The sequence below is a fragment of the Arthrobacter sp. yr096 genome (genome assembly GCF_900108925.1).
Classification (GTDB): Bacteria; Actinomycetota; Actinomycetes; order Actinomycetales; family Micrococcaceae; genus Arthrobacter.
Window position 1 is genome coordinate 847,983 of sequence record NZ_FNYI01000001.1, and the last position, 16,034, is coordinate 864,016.

Below are 16,034 nucleotides of genomic sequence, written 5' to 3' on the forward strand. Positions count from 1 at the left end.
CGGCTGGGGTGCGTTACCGCCGGCTGCCGAGCCGGCCACTGGACTCAGAGCCTTCGGCTTTGGCGCATTCCACCAGCTCTTGCCACGGTCCGGTGACGGCACGGTCAGGAAGGGTGGCGCGCCGTTGACCGGCACGGATGGAATACATGAAACGGTCGGGCTGGTTGATTGTTTTGGCTTGGCCTTTGGCTTCATCCCACGGGCAGGCCTCAACAATTGGCAGCCACCGTTCCTTGTCAACAGGGGAGACAGCCTCCACGCTCCAGACACGTGTCATTGCGGCGATTCCCCCACTGCGTTGGACCGTGATCTTCATGACGGGCTGCTTCTCGTTCGATCTCCTGGAGCCAGCCAACCGGGGGGACCGAACACAGCGGTTCGGTCCCGCCGACTGACTAAACCTTGACCTTCACAGTCTCCCACGCCTTCAGGACGGCGTCATGCTCTGTTGAACCGCTGCCGAACAGTTCTTCGGCGGTGGCAACGGTGGTCTTGGCGAACTTTCCGAAAGTGCAGGTCGCCGGCAAGGCCCCGCTGGTCAACGTGCCATACCAAATCTGTCCTGGCGCTTCCCACGCACTGCCGCCCAGCTCCGAGGCAACCACATAAAAAGCTTTGTTGGGGATGCCTGAGTTAATATGCACACCACCGTTGTCCGCACTGGTGCGCACATACGAGTCCATGGAATCCGGCTGCGGGTCCTTACCCAGCACATCGTCGTCGTAGGCGGTTCCGGGTGCCTTCATGGAGCGTAGGGCAGCACCTTGGACCTGATCGGTGAAAAGGCCCTCTCCGATCAGCCAACTGGCTTGGCTGACTGTCTCCTGCTTGAGATATTGCTCCACAAGTACTCCAAACACATCCGACATGGACTCGTTGAGTGCGCCGGCTTGGTTCCGATACGCCAAATTTGCTGTGTACTGGGTGACGCCATGAGCCAGTTCATGGCCGATCACGCTGACGGACTTGGTGAAGCGTTGGAAGATCTGGCCGTCGCCGTCACCGAACACCATCTGGGAGCCGTCCCAGAAGGCATTGTCGTAGAGCTTGCCGTAGTGGACCGTCGCATCCAGGGCCAGTCCCGCGCCATCAATGGAGTCGCGCCCGAAGACCTCGCCGTACAGGCGGTGCGTGCTGCCCAGGGCATCGTATGCCTCATCCGCAGCTACGTCACCGACAGGCGCGGCGCCTTCCTTCCGGACAATGCGGCCGGGCAGTGTCTCGGAGGACTCGGCATCGAAAATGGTCCGCTTGGGCGGGCCGGGTTTGGCCTGACGGGCGCTGGGCGCCGCGACGGGAGTCGGAGCCGTCCGGATAGCCTGCAGATTCTTAATATGAAGCAGGGATTCTTTGGCTGCGCGGGCTACCGCACGCAGCCGTGGTTCGTTTTGGGCGGCAATCCTGCGAAGCATGTACGGCGGAACGATCGAGCACATCACGGCAAACCCCTTTGGCAATCGGTAAGTCCAACTGGGATCAGCCTAGAAGCAGGGGCTGACAATATGGCGGCGTGTGCCCGGCAAGCCTTGAACTGATAGTTCTTCACCAGCACAGAAAAATACCCCGCCAGCAGGACTGGCGGGGTATTCGTTGTGCCCTCGATAGGATTCGAACCTACGGCCTTCTGCTCCGGAGGCAGACGCTCTATCCCCTGAGCTACGAGGGCATCCAGGGTTCCCTCCGTTGCCGGTGGGACGTCCTAGAGCTTAGCAGCCACTGCGCCGCAAATGAAAACCCGGTGCCACAGCGGCGGGCTCCACCCACGAACCTGTGAATCAGTACCCCGCGAACGAGTCAACGCGGACCTTGTGAGCCCCTGCGCCGCGGGCTGCGGCCCGCAAGGAATCCACACTCGCAGGGGAGCCGGAAACGAACACTTCCCTGCCGGCGATGTCCGGAACCAGCTCCTTGAGACGCCCTGCATCGATCCGGGCGTTGCCGGCGTCGAGCATGAACGACGGGGGAGTGGAACCATCGGCGAGCCGGGCAATCACCCTGGCCCCGGACGCTTCCAGTTGTTCCACGCACGCCAATTCGTCGCGGCCTTTGGCGAGGTACAGCACCACCGTGTCGCGGACGCTGCCATCGGCGGCCAGCTGCGACAGGAAAGGCGTGATGCCGATACCCGCAGCAATCAGCAGGACCGGCTTCCCGGCGTCGCGCGGTAACAGGAAGTCGCCGCCGACTGCCGTAGCAGACACGCTGTCCCCGGGCTGAAGGGCGAGCAGTGCCTTCTTCGCCGTGGAGAGGGGCTCGGCCGTGCCCACCCCAAAGGTCAGCTCGGGCGCGTCAGGGGCGCTGGTGATGCTGAAGACGCGGCGGCGGCCCTTACCGTCCGAACCCGGGTGCGGCAGGTTGAGTTCCATGAATTGCCCGGCGGCAAATCGGACCGGCCGGTGCGGTGCGAACCGGAATTCAGTGGTTCCCGGCGTCAGGGGCCGGGAACCCTGGAACGTCAGTTGGACGCCCCCGCGCTGGCCCAGGAAGAATGCGATCGCGTTGCCCACCAGCAGCGCCAGTTCCGGCGAATTGGCCACGAACCCCAGGTTGTAAGGGACGGCGAAAACAACACCCACGACGGCGGCAAGCGCCAGTTGCTGCCAGCGCCGCGGCGGGAGGGTGAGCGGCTCGGAGAGCATGAAGCCCACGAAAAAGAGAAGGGGGCGTTGCGCGAGAGGCTGCCACAGCGCCTGTCCCAACGTCATGCCGCGGCTCAGCAGCTCCATGCCAACGATTCCTGTGGCCACCACCATGAAGGTTGTTGCCATGAGCAGCTTGCGTGTGCGGTAAAGAACAATGAAGACCCCGGGCACCAGCAGCCACAACATGGCCGGAGTTGCTGCCCACCATGTAGCAATGTTCAGTCCTGTCAAACCTGTGATGAAGGCACCGGCGGCCGCCGGGTTGAAGATATGCCGGCCACGGAAAGCCAGGGCATATTTGGACGCACTCGCCAGGAAGCAGGCGAGGGCCACCCCGGCCATGTCCAAGGGAGCGAAGGTGGGCCAGAACAGGAAGTACAGGAGCAGGCCGGTGATCAGGGAAGACTCCGAATGCGGTGTGGTCCGGAAAACCAGCGCCAGCAACCGGTTGCTGGCGTAGGTCACGGCCAAAGACAGGGCCAAGTGAACCAGCATTTGGGGGAGTCCGAACGTCAGCCATCCCAGGATGTTCAGGACCATGCTGTAGACCACCAGAATGATCAGCACCCACAAGATCAGCCGATACATGGTGAAACGGCCCAGCCAGGTGTCCAATCGTGACTTCACGGCGTTCATGAGAACAGTCTCCCCTCAAACCCGGACGAAAACGTGGCAGCGCCCGCCGAAGACACGCGCAGCCAGGCAAAGTCGAACTCCTCTTCCAATCTGGCAGGGTCCACCATGAACAGCGCCGTGGCCAATGCATCAGCCACCAAGGCATTCCCGGCCATGGTCCAGGTGGCCACTGTGGTTTGGATGGGCTGGCCCGTTGTCCCGTCAAGCACATGGTGCAGGCCGTCGCCCCAATTACGCCTGTTGGCAGCCGAAGCGCAGAGAGCGGAGTTCTGTAGCTCAATGGTGCCAATGGCCTGCCGCGGATTGTAGGGATGTTCCAGTGCCACCGTGATGGGATGACCGCCGGCGTGCAGCATGTCCCCGCTGCCATCCACCAGAAAGTCGCTGTGCCCGGCTGAACGCAGGACCGCGCCCAGCAGATCCACCAGTTGGCCTTTTCCGGCAGCACCGATGTCCAGAACCAAGGGCTCCTTGGCGACGAGGCTGGAACCGCTCCAGTCCAGGGCGTCTTCCCACCGCGGAGGTGCCATGGCGGTACCTGAGGGCTGGAGGCTGTAACCGGCGTCGTAGCCCAGCCGTTCAAGGCTGCTGCCGATCAAGGGTGTCATGGCGCCCTGGCTTAGCCGGTACAGCGCGGCATACACACTGTGGAGCGACGCTGCGTGTTCAGGGAGTGCCACGCGGCCAGGCTCCCGGGACAGGCCGGACACCAAGGAGTCTGCCCTGAACCGTGAGTACGTCCGATCGTATTCCTCGACCGTTTCAAGCAGCCGGTTCTGATCGCCCGCAGGAAGGGCATCCGGCGTCGAAATTTCCCATTGCGTGCCGATCCCCTCGAAACTGAAACTGCTCCAGCCCGAATGCGGCATGATGCTACTTCGCCTGGGACTTGATCTGCTCCACGGCCTCATTGAAGCCGCCGCTGGTCAGGGACGAGCCAGCCACTTTGGAGACATTGAGTTCGTCGATGTCCTTGCCAACGATCTGTGCCGAAATGCCGCTGGCAAACTCACCTTGGAACTTCTTGGTATTCGGGTTGGACGGGTGCGTGGTGATGTTCACGGCGGACACTTTGTCTCCGGCGAGAGTGATCTCCACACCGACGGTTTCCTGGCCGTTTGGTGAAGTGTACGTTCCGTCCGCGCTATAGGTTCCGTCCTTATAGGTGGACGTGGTGGCCGATGTGGAGCCGCCGGCAGCGGATGACGAAGGGCTGCTGGTGCTGGCTTGGCCGCCGTTCTCGGCTGCGGGAGTCGACTGGGTGGACGGGGACTGCGCGGTGGGCGCACATCCGGCCACAGCGCCGATGAGGGAAAGGCCGGCGACGCCGACGTAGAGGCTCTTGCGGAGTGGCGTAGTCATGAGTCTGCTCGTTTCAACTGGACAAGATGTGGTCAAGGAGTTGCTTCGGTTGGATGACCCTTGAAGGCCACCTCTTACGTCTTCACAACGTTGAAATCAGCGTAATGGTTCAGTCTGTGGCGCCAGGCAGTCATTCCTGTGAGCCGCCTATGTCCGCATTTTCCACATAAGCGTCCCTTAATTCCGCGACTTTGCGGGCCCCCGGTAGGCTAGATGCGTGACTCCCGAAGAACTCTCTGCTGCCATATCCGCCTGCCTTAAGGACGCCGTCTCTACCGGCGAAATCGCCTTGACGGAATCTGCCGTGCCTGACGCCGTGCGAGTGGAGCGACCCAAGAACAGGGAGCATGGGGACTGGGCTACCAACATCGCCCTGCAATTGTCCAAGCAGGCCGGCATGAATCCCCGCGAATTCGCAGGCATTCTCAGCAATCGCCTGCAGGGCATCCCCGGTGTCACCGGGGTGGAAATCGCCGGACCAGGCTTCCTGAACATCACAGTGGACGCGGCCACGGCAGGTGCCCTCGCGAAGGCCATCGTTGAGGCGGGAACAACTTACGGCACCAACACGGCGCTCGCAGGCCGTGTGGTCAACATGGAATTCGTTTCTGCCAATCCGACGGGTCCGTTGCACATCGGGCACACGCGCTGGGCAGCCTTGGGCGATGCGATCGCCCGTGTCCTGCGCGCCTCCGGTGCTGACGTCACCGCTGAGTACTACATCAACGACGCCGGATCGCAGATGAACGTCTTCGCCAACTCCGTGCTCTCCCGCCTTCACGGCCGCGGTGTCCCGGAGGGCGGCTACCCGGGTGAATACATCCGCGAGTTGGGCGACGAGGTCTTGAAGGCCCACCCGGACATCCGCGAGTTGACGGACGAGGCAGCGTTGCCCGTCATCCGCGCCGCAGCCTACGAGGCACAGATGGCCGACATCAAGGCGACGTTGGCCGGATTCGGCGTGGAGTTCGATGTCTTCTTCTCGGAGAAGGAACTGCACGACGCCGGTGCCATTGAGTCTGCCGTGGCGCGCCTTCGCGAGCAGGGTCACGTGTTCGACGACGGCGGCGCAGTATGGCTGCGGACCACCGACTTTGGCGACGACAAAGACCGCGTCATGATCCGCGCCAACGGTGAACCGACGTACTTCGCCGCGGACGCCGCTTACTATCTTTCCAAGAAGGACCGGGGGTTCACGGAGAAGATCTACCTCCTCGGTGCCGACCACCACGGATACATCAACCGCCTGAAGGCCATTGCGGCCTGCGCCGGAGATGACCCGGAAGTCAACATCGAGGTCCTCATCGGCCAGCTGGTATCGGTGAATGGCGCCAAGCTGTCAAAGCGCGCAGGCAACATCATCGAACTCAAGGACCTCATTTCCTGGCTTGGCAAGGACGCGGTTCGCTATTCGTTGGCCCGGTTCCCTGCCGATTCCCCGTTGACGCTGGACCCGGAACTCCTGAAGAAGCACAGCAATGAGAACCCGGTGTTCTACGTGCAGTACGCCCACGCCCGGTCACGTGGCACGGCACGGAACGCTGCCGAGGCGGGCGTGGATCGCTCCGTCTTCGACGCCTCACTGCTGGACCACGCCACGGAAAACGAGCTTCTTTCCTACCTAGGCAGCTACCCGTCGATCGTTGCCAAGGCTGCGGAGCTGCGCGAGCCGCACCGCGTGGCCCGCCACCTTGAAGTCATCGCAGGTGCCTATCACCGCTGGTACGACGCTTGCCGGGTTTCCCCGCAGGGCGAAGAACCAGTGCAGGACGTCAACCGCACGCGTTTGTGGCTGAACGACGCCACCAGTCAGGTGCTGGCCAACGGACTCGAACTGCTGGGCGTTTCGGCGCCGGAACGGATGTAGGGCAATGAACACTGACGCAGTACATGCATCTCCGCTGGCCCCGGAATGGCTGGCTGTCCCGGACAACCTCAATGTGCTTCAGGCGCCCATGTGGGCGGCTGGGGTGGAGAAGAGCGACGCCGGTGAGGTCACCATCGACGGTATTCCCGTGAGCGAGCTCAAGGAGAAATTCGGCACACCTCTCTTCGTCATGAGCGAATCGGATTTCCGCTCCCGCGCCCGGGCGTTCAAAAACGCCTTTGACGAAGCTTTCGCGGACATTTGCGGGGGAGTGGATGTCTACTACGCCGGCAAGTCATTCCTGTGCACGGCCGTCGCCAGTTGGGTGGCCGAAGAGGGCCTTCGCCTGGACACTTGCTCCGGCGGTGAGCTCGCAGTCGCCGCCCGTGCCGGAATCGAAGGCCCCAACCTTGGGCTGCATGGGAACAACAAGTCCGACGCCGAGATCAACCGTGCCTTGGACATGAAGCTTGGCAGGATCGTGGTGGACAGCCTCGATGAACTTGAGCGCGTCGCCAAGATTGCCTCCAGCCGTGGGGAAACAGCCAAGGTCATGCTGCGGCTTACCCCTGGTGTGCATGCCCACACGCATGAGTTCATTGCCACAGCGCACGAGGACCAAAAGTTCGGCCTCTCCATGGCGGAAGACTCCACGGAGGAAGCAGGCCTCTCCGCAGCCGAGGAAGCAGTGGCAGCAGCCACCTCCTACTCCAGCATCGAGCTACTGGGCCTGCACTGCCATATCGGCTCGCAGATCTTTGAACCGGATGGCTTTGCCGTGGCAGCGCAGAAGCTGCTGGGGTTCCTCGCCGCCATGCAGGTCAAGTACTCCATAGTCTTGCCGGAGCTGGACCTTGGAGGTGGCTACGGTATCGCCTACACCCCGGTGGACACGCCGCGTCCGGCAGCCGAAATCGCTCAGGCCATGGCCGTCGTCGTACGTTCCACCTGCGCAGAGTTGGGCATTACCGCCCCGCGCATCTCCATTGAGCCCGGACGCGCCATCGTGGGCAGCACCACTTTCACCTTGTACGAGGTCGGCACGCTCAAAACCGTGCGTGTTGACGCTCCTGAGGCTGAATCGCAGCAAGGGAACGTTACGTATCCGCGCCGCTATGTGTCGGTGGATGGCGGTATGAGCGATAACGCCCGTCCGGTGCTGTACGACGCGGATTATTCGGCAATTTTGGCTTCCCGGGAGTCTTCGGCGGATCCGCAGCTGTCCCGCGTAGTGGGCAAACATTGCGAGAGCGGCGACATAGTTGTTAGAGATGTATATCTGCCCGCGGATGTGGCAGCCGGTGATTTGCTCGCAGTACCGGGTACCGGCGCCTACTGCTGGGCCCTCTCCAGCAACTACAACTACCTGGCCCGGCCTGGCGTTGTCGCTGTACGCGACGGAGCCGCCCGGCTGATTGTCCGCGGGGAAACCGAAGAAGATCTCTTGAACCGCGACATGGGAGTGGCGAATGTCTGAAGTGCGAACCTTGAAGGTGGCCCTGCTGGGCTGTGGCAACGTGGGGGCCCAGGTCGCGCGGATTCTTATTGACGACGCCGAGGCCCTCGCTGCTCGCAGCGGTGCCCGCTTGGAACTCTCCGGCATCGCCGTGCGCAACATCGACACCCCGCGGGACGTTGAACTGCCCCGTGAACTGTTCACCACGGATGCGGATACCCTCGTCAAGGAGGCAGACCTGGTCATCGAACTCATGGGCGGCATCGAGCCGGCCCGTTCGCTGATCCTGACCGCCATCCAGAACGGCGCCTGTGTGGTCACCGGCAACAAGGCCCTGCTGGCGCAGGATGGACCCACCCTTTACGAAGAGGCTGACAAAGCCGGCGTCCAGTTGTCCTATGAGGCCGCTGTGGCCGGTGCGATCCCCATCCTCCGACCCATCCGCGACAGCCTGTCCGGAGACCGCATCACCCGCGTGCTGGGCATCGTCAATGGCACCACAAACTTCATCCTTGACCAGATGGACACCACCGGCGCGCAATTTGCCGACGCCCTTGCCGAGGCCCAGCGCCTTGGCTATGCAGAGGCCGATCCCACCGCGGACGTCGAAGGCCACGATGCCGCAGCCAAGGCTGCCATCCTCGCCTCGCTTTCCTTCCACACCCGCTTCTCCCTGGACGACGTCTACTGCGAAGGCATCACCAAGGTCAGCGCTGCTGACATTGCCTCAGCCAAAGAAGCCGGCTTCGTCATCAAGCTCCTCGCGATTGCCGAGAAGATCGATTCCTCGGACAACGGCAGCGGCATTTCAGTGCGGGTCCACCCCACACTCCTGCCGCGCGAACACCCGCTTGCCGCCGTCCGCGGCGCATTCAACGCGGTCTTCATCGAGGCAGAGAATGCCGGCGAACTGATGTTCTATGGCCAAGGCGCCGGCGGAACCCCGACGGCGTCTGCCGTACTGGGCGACCTCGTATCCGCTGCCCGGCGTCTGGTGTTGGGCGGCCCTGGCCGCACGGAAACCACCACGGGCCACGTCCCGGCGCTGGCCATCGACGCCTCAAACACCAGCTACTACATCGGCCTGGACGTCGCTGACCAGGCAGGCGTGCTGGCCAGGATCGCGCACATCTTTGCGGAGAACGGCGTTTCCATCGAAATCATGCGCCAGACGATTCACCGCGACTCTGCCTCGAACGTTGAGTCGGCCGAACTGAAAATCGTCACGCACCGTGCATCCGAAGCTGCACTCGCAGCAACCGTCGAGGCCGTCAAGAGCCTGGACGTCATCAATTCTGTGACATCCGTTCTGCGGGTAGAAGGGGTCTAAGTGGCTCACCAATGGCGCGGAGTAATCCGCGAATACGCTGATCGTTTGCCCGTAACGGAAGCCACCAAGGTCATCACCCTCGGCGAGGGCGGCACACCGCTGGTCCACGCACAGAAGCTCTCCGAGCTGACCGGCTCAGAGGTCTACCTGAAGGTTGAAGGCATGAACCCCACGGGGTCCTTCAAGGACCGTGGCATGACCATGGCCATGACTGCGGCAGTTGAAGCCGGCGCTAAAGCCGTTGTGTGTGCTTCCACGGGAAACACGTCCGCTTCTGCAGCTGCCTACGCTACGGCCGCTGGCCTTAAGTGTGCTGTCCTGGTGCCTGAAGGCAAGATCTCCATGGGCAAGCTGAGCCAGGCAATCGCGCACGGCGCCACCCTGCTCCAGGTCGATGGCAACTTCGACAACTGCCTGGATATCGCCCGGAAGCTCGGTGAGGCCTACCCCGTATTCCTGGTGAACTCCGTCAACCCGGCACGCATCCAGGGCCAGAAGACCGGTGCTTTCGAAGTTGTGGATTCACTGGGTGACGCCCCGGACATCCATGTGCTGCCTGTCGGCAATGCCGGCAACATCAGTGCGTACTGGAAGGGCTACAAGGAGTACTCCGCGCCGTTCGAGACCGCTAACGGCACGCTTCCGGCCGTTTCCACCAAGACGCCCATCATGTGGGGCTTCCAGGCTGCAGGCGCTGCACCGTTCGTCGCCGGACACCCGATCACCGAGCCTGACACCATTGCCACTGCCATCCGCATCGGCAACCCGGCGTCCTGGGACACCGCTGTTGCAGCCCGCGACGAATCCGGTGGACTCATCGAGGCTGTCTCCGACGACGAGATCCTTGCCGCCCACCGCTGGCTGTCTGCGAAGGAAGGCGTCTTTGTGGAACCCGGCTCAGCTGCCGGCGTCGCTGGGTTGATCAAGAAGCACGCCGCAGGCGAGGTGCCCGCCGGCAAGACCATCGTCATCACCGTTACCGGGCACGGCCTTAAGGACCCGCAGTGGGCTCTCCGCACCGAAGACGGCAGCGATGTCCAGCCCGTGAAGGTGCCCAATGACGTCGTCACCGTTGCCGCAGAACTGGGACTGGAAGAAAACTAAGAGTGGAATCAACGCAGCCCACCGCGACCGATCGTGCACTCGTCGCGGCAGGCCAGCGGCTGACCGTCAAGGTCCCCGGTACGAGTGCCAACCTGGGCCCTGGCTACGACAGCCTCGGCTTGGCCCTGTCCATTTACGACACCTTGACGGTGGAAACCCTCAGCACCGGAGAGCTCGAGTTCGAGCTCTCCGGTGAGGGCGCCGACACCCTCCCACGCGATGCCAGCCACTTGGTGGTGCGTGCCATTGACCAGGCGTTGGATCGCCTGGGCTTCCAGCGCTCTGGTCTCAAAATCACCGCAGACAACGTGAACCCGCACGGTCGCGGTCTGGGGTCATCGGCATCCGCCGTAGTCGCCGCGGTGACAGCTGCCAACGCATTGGTTCCGAAGGAATCGCAAAAGGACCGCGATTGGATCCTGCAGCTGACCAGCGAGATGGAAGGCCACCCGGACAACGTCGCACCTGCGATTTTCGGCGGACTGGCGCTGTCATGGCAGGACAGCGAGCAGTACAGCAGTACGCGTGCCGAGGTTGCCCCCTCCGTTATTCCAGTGGTGGCGGTTCCGGACTTTGAATTGTCCACGGAAACCGCCCGTGGACTGCTTCCGGCATCGGTGGGCCATCATGCGGCAGCCATGAACTCCGGGCGGGCAGCTCTCCTGATCCATGCACTGACTGCACAGCCCGGGTTCCTGCTCGCCGGCACGGAGGATTACCTTCACCAGAGCTACCGTGCCCAAGCCATGCGTCCCAGTGCCGACCTCATTGCCGCCCTTCGCTCTGCAGGCCATGCGGCCGTTGTTTCCGGTGCGGGACCAACGGTCATGGTGTTGGCCAATGGCGAAGAGGAAGCTGCCATGGTTGCTGATTTCATCACCGCTTTTACGGCAGCCAACACACCCGATGTCGGCTGGCGTGTGATGACGCTGGCTGTGGACGTTCAAGGTGCTAGAGTGGAAGTGCACCGCCGGTAAAGCCGCGGGCAGTTCCCTGATTTTGGATTTCGGTGGTTTCGCCGTACCTTTCGTCAACTGTGCCAACGTTGGTGGTGTCGTCCCTTTCCGGCCTGTCTCAGGTGCCGAGAACCTTCTCTGTTCCCTGAACATTCAGCCGGCTGTCCGGGCAACCGGATCCAGTGATGACGATCAGTAACCGGCCCTGTTGGCCACAATCCATCAGGCACGGCCGAAATCACCGGCTGCAGATCTGAACTGCAGCCCAGAACAAATCATCGCGTCCAGCTCTCGCTCTGGACGCCGTCGAGGGGGAAGGATCCTTCGTGACAGAAACCACTGAGCTGGCTTCAGCTGTGGACACAACATCTTCTGCTGCTGAGTCGTCAACTGCAGCAACCACCAAGAGCAGCGGCCTCGCAGGCCTTAAGCTCGCCCAGCTTCAGGCTCTCGCGAGCCAGCTGGGAATTTCCGGGGGATCCCGTATGCGCAAGGGAGATTTGGTCACGGCCATTTCCGCCCACCGTGCAGGCACTTCCACCACCAAGGCACCGGCCAAGGCCACGGCCTCGGCAAAGGGAGCCGCCGCCTCGGCAAAGGAAGCCCCGGCAGCGGAGGTCAAAGCCGCTGACAACGGCACCACTGCAGAGACTTCCACCGAGGCCCCTGCCCAGGAAGCCCCCCGTGGACGTGGACGCGGCCGCAGCCGTCGCGCCACCAGCGATGGTGTCGTAGCAGCTGCGGAAGCTACTGCCGCGCCGGTTGAAACCGCAGCTGCGCCCGTTGCCGAAGCGCCGGCAGCTCCGGAAGCCGGTGAGGCCGGCACTGAGCGTCGCCAGCCGCGTACCCGCAACCGTCGTCGAGGCGAAGCCGCTGCAGCGCCTGCCGAAGCGGCCGAGGCACCGGCAGCTGAGCAGCGCACGGAGCAGCGTGCTGACCGCACGGAACAGCGTGAGCAGCGTGCTGACCGCACGGAACAGCGTGAGCAGCGTGCTGACCGCAGCGATCAGGCCGATTCAGGCGAACAGCGCGAACGTCGGGACAACACCCGTGGTCGCCGTGAAGACAACAACGACGGCGAGGACACGGGCAACCGCCGTAACCGCCGTAACCGTCGCGACCGCAACGACCAGAACGACCGCCGCGGCGGTCAGGACAGCCGTGACGGCGGCAACACCCGCAGCGACCGCTTCCGCGACCGCAACGAGCGCCGCCGTGGCCGTGCACAGGGACCGGACGTTGACGACGTCGAGGTCACTGAAGACGATGTCCTGCTGCCCGTAGCGGGCATCCTGGACGTCCTTGAGAACTACGCCTTCATCCGTACGTCCGGTTACCTTCCCGGTGCCAACGACGTCTACGTTTCCCTGGCACAGGTCAAGAAGTACAACCTTCGCAAGGGCGACGCCGTGGTGGGTGCCATCCGCGCCCCGCGTGATGGTGAAGACCGCAGCCAGCAGTCTGCCCGCCAGAAGTTCAACGCACTTGTCCGCGTCACTTCCGTCAACGGCAAGACGCCGGAGGAACTCAAGGACCGCGTCGAGTTCGCCAAGCTGGTACCGCTGTACCCGTCCGAGCGCCTGCGCCTCGAGACGGACCCCAAGAAGATCGGTCCGCGTGTCATCGACCTCGTGGCACCTATCGGCAAGGGCCAGCGTGGCCTGATCGTCTCCCCGCCGAAGGCCGGTAAGACGCTCATCCTGCAGTCCATCGCGAACGCAATCACCACCAACAATCCTGAGGTCCACCTCATGATGGTGCTGGTTGACGAACGTCCCGAAGAAGTCACGGACATGCAGCGCACCGTCAAGGGCGAGGTCATTGCCTCCACCTTCGACCGTCCCGCCGACGACCACACCACGGTTGCCGAGCTCTCCATCGAACGCGCCAAGCGCCTGGTGGAAATGGGCATGGACGTGGTGGTCCTCCTGGACTCCATGACCCGCCTGGGCCGTGCATACAACCTGGCAGCACCGGCTTCCGGCCGCATCCTGTCCGGTGGCGTTGACTCTGCTGCTCTGTACCCGCCCAAGCGCTTCTTCGGTGCAGCCCGCAACATCGAAAACGGTGGCTCACTCACCATCCTTGCTACCGCTCTGGTGGAGACCGGCTCCAAGATGGACGAAGTCATCTTCGAAGAGTTCAAGGGCACCGGTAACATGGAGCTCCGCTTGTCCCGCCAGCTGGCAGACAAGCGCATCTTCCCGGCCGTGGACGTCAACGCGTCCGGCACGCGCCGCGAAGAGAACCTGCTCTCGCCTGAAGAAGTCAAGATCATGTGGAAACTGCGTCGCGTCCTTTCCGGACTTGAGCAGCAGCAGAGCCTTGAGCTGCTGACCAACAAGATCCGGGAGACGCAAAGCAACGTCGAGTTCCTCATGCAGGTCCAGAAGACGACGCTCGGAGCGAAGTCGGACAACGACAAATAGCTGTGCTCTAACCGCTCAAAATATGCCGGCCCCGCCCCTGTGCCGGGTAGCTTCCGATCTGCGATCGGAAGCTACCCGGCACTGGTAGGCCCGAAGCCACTCCCTGGCCGGCATATTTTGAGCGGTCTTTGTTTAAACGAAACCCTTGACCTGACACCACGCGAGGTCATATGGCCCATGCGGGCCCGCCAGATGGGCTGTACGTGACTCCACGATGCAGTTATTAGACTTGTAGAAGTCGAAAGAGGTTTGAAAATGTTTGAGTCCGTACAGGGATTGCTTGATGAGCATGCTGCCATTCAGGCGCAGCTCAGTGATCCTGCTGTTTATGCCGATCAGTCTGCTGCCAGGAAGTTGGGGCGTCGGTCTGCGCAGCTTCAGGGCATTGTGGAGGCGTACAACAAATGGCGCGGGCTCAATGACGATCTGGAAGCTGCCAAGGAAATGGCTGACGAGGATCCCGAATTTGCCGCTGAGGTTGTGCAGTTGGAGGAGCAGATTCCCGCCGCTCAGGAGCGGCTGCGTCGTCTGCTGATCCCGCGTGATCCAGATGATGCCCGCAACGTCATCCTTGAAGTTAAGGGTGGCGAAGGTGGCGACGAAGCCGCTCTGTTCGCTGGCGATCTATTGCGTATGTACATGCGCTATGCGGAGTCCCGCGGTTGGAAGACTGAAATGATTTCCGCCACTGAGTCAGATCTTGGCGGCTACAAGGATGTTGCTGTTGCCATCAAGGGCAACTCCAACGATCCCGCGCAAGGTGTATTTGCGCGCTTGAAGTTTGAAGGCGGCGTGCACCGGGTGCAGCGTGTTCCCGTGACTGAATCGCAGGGACGCATCCACACGTCCGCTGCAGGTGTGCTGGTCCTCCCCGAAGTGGACGAGCCCGAAGAGCTTGAGATCAACCAGAACGACCTCAAGATCGACGTTTACCGTTCATCCGGTCCGGGTGGACAGTCCGTGAACACCACTGACTCCGCGGTCCGCATCACCCACTTGCCCACGGGCATCGTTGTGGCCATGCAAAACGAGAAGTCCCAACTGCAAAACCGCGAAGCCGGCATGCGTGTTCTCCGCGCCCGCCTCCTTGCCCACCAGCAGGAACAGATTGACGCCGCGAACTCGGAACAGCGCAAATCGCAGATCCGCACCATGGACCGTTCTGAGCGCATTCGCACGTACAACTTCCCCGAAAACCGTATTGCCGATCACCGCACTGGTTACAAGGCATACAACTTGGACGCCGTCATGAACGGTGATCTGGAGCCCGTGATTCAGTCCGCCATTGAAGCGGACGAGCAGGCACGCCTGGACGCAATCGGCGAGTAGCAGCCGATCACCAGCCTGCCGATTCCCAGCAAACCAGAGTAGATCCATGACGTTTTACCAGGGCCAGAGCCTCGCGGACGCCGTCCGGGAGGCCACTGCCGTCCTCACCGACGCCGGGGTTCCGACGCCGAGGGTGGACGCCGAATTGCTGGCCGACCATTTGCTCGGTGTCGGTCTCGGCAGACTCCGTGCAATGCTTCTGGGGGACACGCCTGCCCCGGAGGGCTATCGTGAACTGGTGGAGGAGCGCGCCGGGCGTGTCCCCTTGCAGCACATCACCGGCGTCGCGTATTTCCGTTACCTGGAGCTGCGCGTGGGCCCGGGTGTCTTCATTCCCCGGCCCGAAACGGAATCAGTGGTCCAGCTGGTCATCGACCACTTGGCCGGAGTACGCAAACCCAAAGTGGTGGATCTCGGTACAGGGTCCGGTGCCATCGCCGGTTCCATAGCCCACGAGATTCCGGATGCCGACGTCCACGCCGTTGAATTTAGTACATTTGCGCACGCCTGGGCCGCCAAAAATCTCGAACCACTGGGCGTCACCCTCATTCAGGGCGATCTGCGGGATGCGCTGCCAGAACACAACGGAACCTTCGACGTCGTCGTCTCCAACCCGCCCTACATCCCCGCTGAGGCGATACCCACAGAACCGGAAGTCGCGCTCCATGATCCCCCGGAGGCCCTGTACGGTGGGGGAGCGGACGGCATGGAACTCCCGACGGCGGCAGCTGCCTCCGCGGCCCGGCTTCTGAAACCCGGCGGCTACTTCGTGATGGAGCACGCGGAGGTCCAGGCGGAGTGGATCGCCGGGATGCTGCGACGCGCAGGCCACTGGAATGACGTCACCACACACTTCGACCTGAACGGCAAGGAACGTGCCACCAGCGCTGTGCTGGCAAGCACCGCTCCTGATGAGTGAAAGA

The 16,034-nt window shown here is 62.6% G+C and carries 13 protein-coding genes and 1 tRNA gene; 8 read left to right on the forward strand and 6 right to left on the reverse strand.

Going from position 1 to position 16,034, the window contains the following annotated elements; genetic code table 11:
• Window positions 1-13: 13 nt before the first annotated feature.
• From BMY91_RS03955 to BMY91_RS03980, 6 genes are all read right to left on the reverse strand, one after another.
• Entirely contained in the window at window positions 14-316 is a 303-nt protein-coding gene (locus tag BMY91_RS03955; RefSeq protein WP_090818531.1) for a protealysin inhibitor emfourin, read from the reverse strand.
• Window positions 317-395: 79 nt separating this feature from the next.
• The gene (locus tag BMY91_RS03960; protein WP_143054038.1) at window positions 396-1,436 is read right to left on the reverse strand and encodes a M4 family metallopeptidase; all 1,041 of its coding nucleotides are present in this window, start codon (window positions 1,434-1,436) and stop codon (window positions 396-398) included.
• A 157-nt stretch (window positions 1,437-1,593) separates the two neighbouring features.
• A tRNA-Arg gene (locus tag BMY91_RS03965) sits at window positions 1,594-1,666 on the reverse strand.
• 109 nt (window positions 1,667-1,775) lie between these two features.
• The gene (locus tag BMY91_RS03970; protein ID WP_090818535.1) at window positions 1,776-3,278 is read right to left on the reverse strand and encodes an FAD-dependent oxidoreductase; all 1,503 of its coding nucleotides are present in this window, start codon (window positions 3,276-3,278) and stop codon (window positions 1,776-1,778) included.
• Window positions 3,275-4,147, reverse strand: coding sequence for an FAD:protein FMN transferase (locus tag BMY91_RS03975; protein WP_090818537.1), 873 nt, complete (start codon window positions 4,145-4,147; stop codon window positions 3,275-3,277). The genes BMY91_RS03970 and BMY91_RS03975 overlap by 4 nt, the downstream gene beginning before the upstream one ends.
• Before the next feature lie 4 nt (window positions 4,148-4,151).
• Window positions 4,152-4,640 carry an FMN-binding protein gene (locus BMY91_RS03980; protein WP_090818540.1) on the reverse strand — a complete coding sequence of 163 codons (489 nt, stop codon included), beginning with the start codon at window positions 4,638-4,640 and terminating at the stop codon, window positions 4,152-4,154.
• Between the two features lie 217 nt (window positions 4,641-4,857).
• On the opposite strand from BMY91_RS03980, the gene argS reads away from it, so the two are divergent.
• From argS to prmC, 8 genes are all read left to right on the forward strand, one after another.
• Window positions 4,858-6,507: an arginine--tRNA ligase gene (gene argS, locus BMY91_RS03985; RefSeq protein WP_090818542.1), complete on the forward strand. Its 1,650-nt coding sequence runs from the start codon at window positions 4,858-4,860 to the stop codon at window positions 6,505-6,507.
• A gap of 4 nt (window positions 6,508-6,511) precedes the next feature.
• Window positions 6,512-7,984, forward strand: a complete 1,473-nt coding sequence (gene lysA, locus BMY91_RS03990) for a diaminopimelate decarboxylase (protein ID WP_090818545.1) — start codon at window positions 6,512-6,514, stop codon at window positions 7,982-7,984.
• Window positions 7,977-9,293, forward strand: a complete 1,317-nt coding sequence (locus tag BMY91_RS03995; RefSeq protein WP_090818548.1) for a homoserine dehydrogenase — start codon at window positions 7,977-7,979, stop codon at window positions 9,291-9,293. Before lysA ends, BMY91_RS03995 begins: the two co-directional genes overlap by 8 nt.
• Window positions 9,294-10,397 carry a threonine synthase gene (gene thrC / locus BMY91_RS04000; RefSeq protein WP_090818550.1) on the forward strand — a complete coding sequence of 368 codons (1,104 nt, stop codon included), beginning with the start codon at window positions 9,294-9,296 and terminating at the stop codon, window positions 10,395-10,397.
• A gap of 2 nt (window positions 10,398-10,399) precedes the next feature.
• Window positions 10,400-11,374 carry a homoserine kinase gene (gene thrB / locus BMY91_RS04005; RefSeq protein WP_090818553.1) on the forward strand — a complete coding sequence of 325 codons (975 nt, stop codon included), beginning with the start codon at window positions 10,400-10,402 and terminating at the stop codon, window positions 11,372-11,374.
• Between the two features lie 305 nt (window positions 11,375-11,679).
• Window positions 11,680-13,782 carry a transcription termination factor Rho gene (gene rho, locus BMY91_RS04015; protein ID WP_090818558.1) on the forward strand — a complete coding sequence of 701 codons (2,103 nt, stop codon included), beginning with the start codon at window positions 11,680-11,682 and terminating at the stop codon, window positions 13,780-13,782.
• A gap of 255 nt (window positions 13,783-14,037) precedes the next feature.
• Window positions 14,038-15,111: a peptide chain release factor 1 gene (prfA, locus tag BMY91_RS04020; RefSeq protein WP_014922181.1), complete on the forward strand. Its 1,074-nt coding sequence runs from the start codon at window positions 14,038-14,040 to the stop codon at window positions 15,109-15,111.
• Between the two features lie 46 nt (window positions 15,112-15,157).
• The gene (gene prmC, locus BMY91_RS04025) at window positions 15,158-16,030 is read left to right on the forward strand and encodes a peptide chain release factor N(5)-glutamine methyltransferase (RefSeq protein WP_090818561.1); all 873 of its coding nucleotides are present in this window, start codon (window positions 15,158-15,160) and stop codon (window positions 16,028-16,030) included.
• Window positions 16,031-16,034 lie beyond the last annotated feature (4 nt).

Bases quoted from the DNA above. Each gene is read 5' to 3' on its own strand.
- BMY91_RS03955 (WP_090818531.1), bottom strand. From the start codon at position 316: ATGAAGATCACGGTCCAACGCAGTGGGGGAATCGCCGCAATGACACGT.
- BMY91_RS03960 (WP_143054038.1), bottom strand. From the start codon at position 1,436: ATGTGCTCGATCGTTCCGCCGTACATGCTTCGCAGGATTGCCGCCCAA.
- BMY91_RS03970 (WP_090818535.1), bottom strand. From the start codon at position 3,278: ATGAACGCCGTGAAGTCACGATTGGACACCTGGCTGGGCCGTTTCACC.
- BMY91_RS03975 (WP_090818537.1), bottom strand. From the start codon at position 4,147: ATGCCGCATTCGGGCTGGAGCAGTTTCAGTTTCGAGGGGATCGGCACG.
- BMY91_RS03980 (WP_090818540.1), bottom strand. From the start codon at position 4,640: ATGACTACGCCACTCCGCAAGAGCCTCTACGTCGGCGTCGCCGGCCTT.
- lysA (WP_090818545.1), top strand. From the start codon at position 6,512: ATGAACACTGACGCAGTACATGCATCTCCGCTGGCCCCGGAATGGCTG.
- BMY91_RS03995 (WP_090818548.1), top strand. From the start codon at position 7,977: ATGTCTGAAGTGCGAACCTTGAAGGTGGCCCTGCTGGGCTGTGGCAAC.
- prfA (WP_014922181.1), top strand. From the start codon at position 14,038: ATGTTTGAGTCCGTACAGGGATTGCTTGATGAGCATGCTGCCATTCAG.
- prmC (WP_090818561.1), top strand. From the start codon at position 15,158: ATGACGTTTTACCAGGGCCAGAGCCTCGCGGACGCCGTCCGGGAGGCC.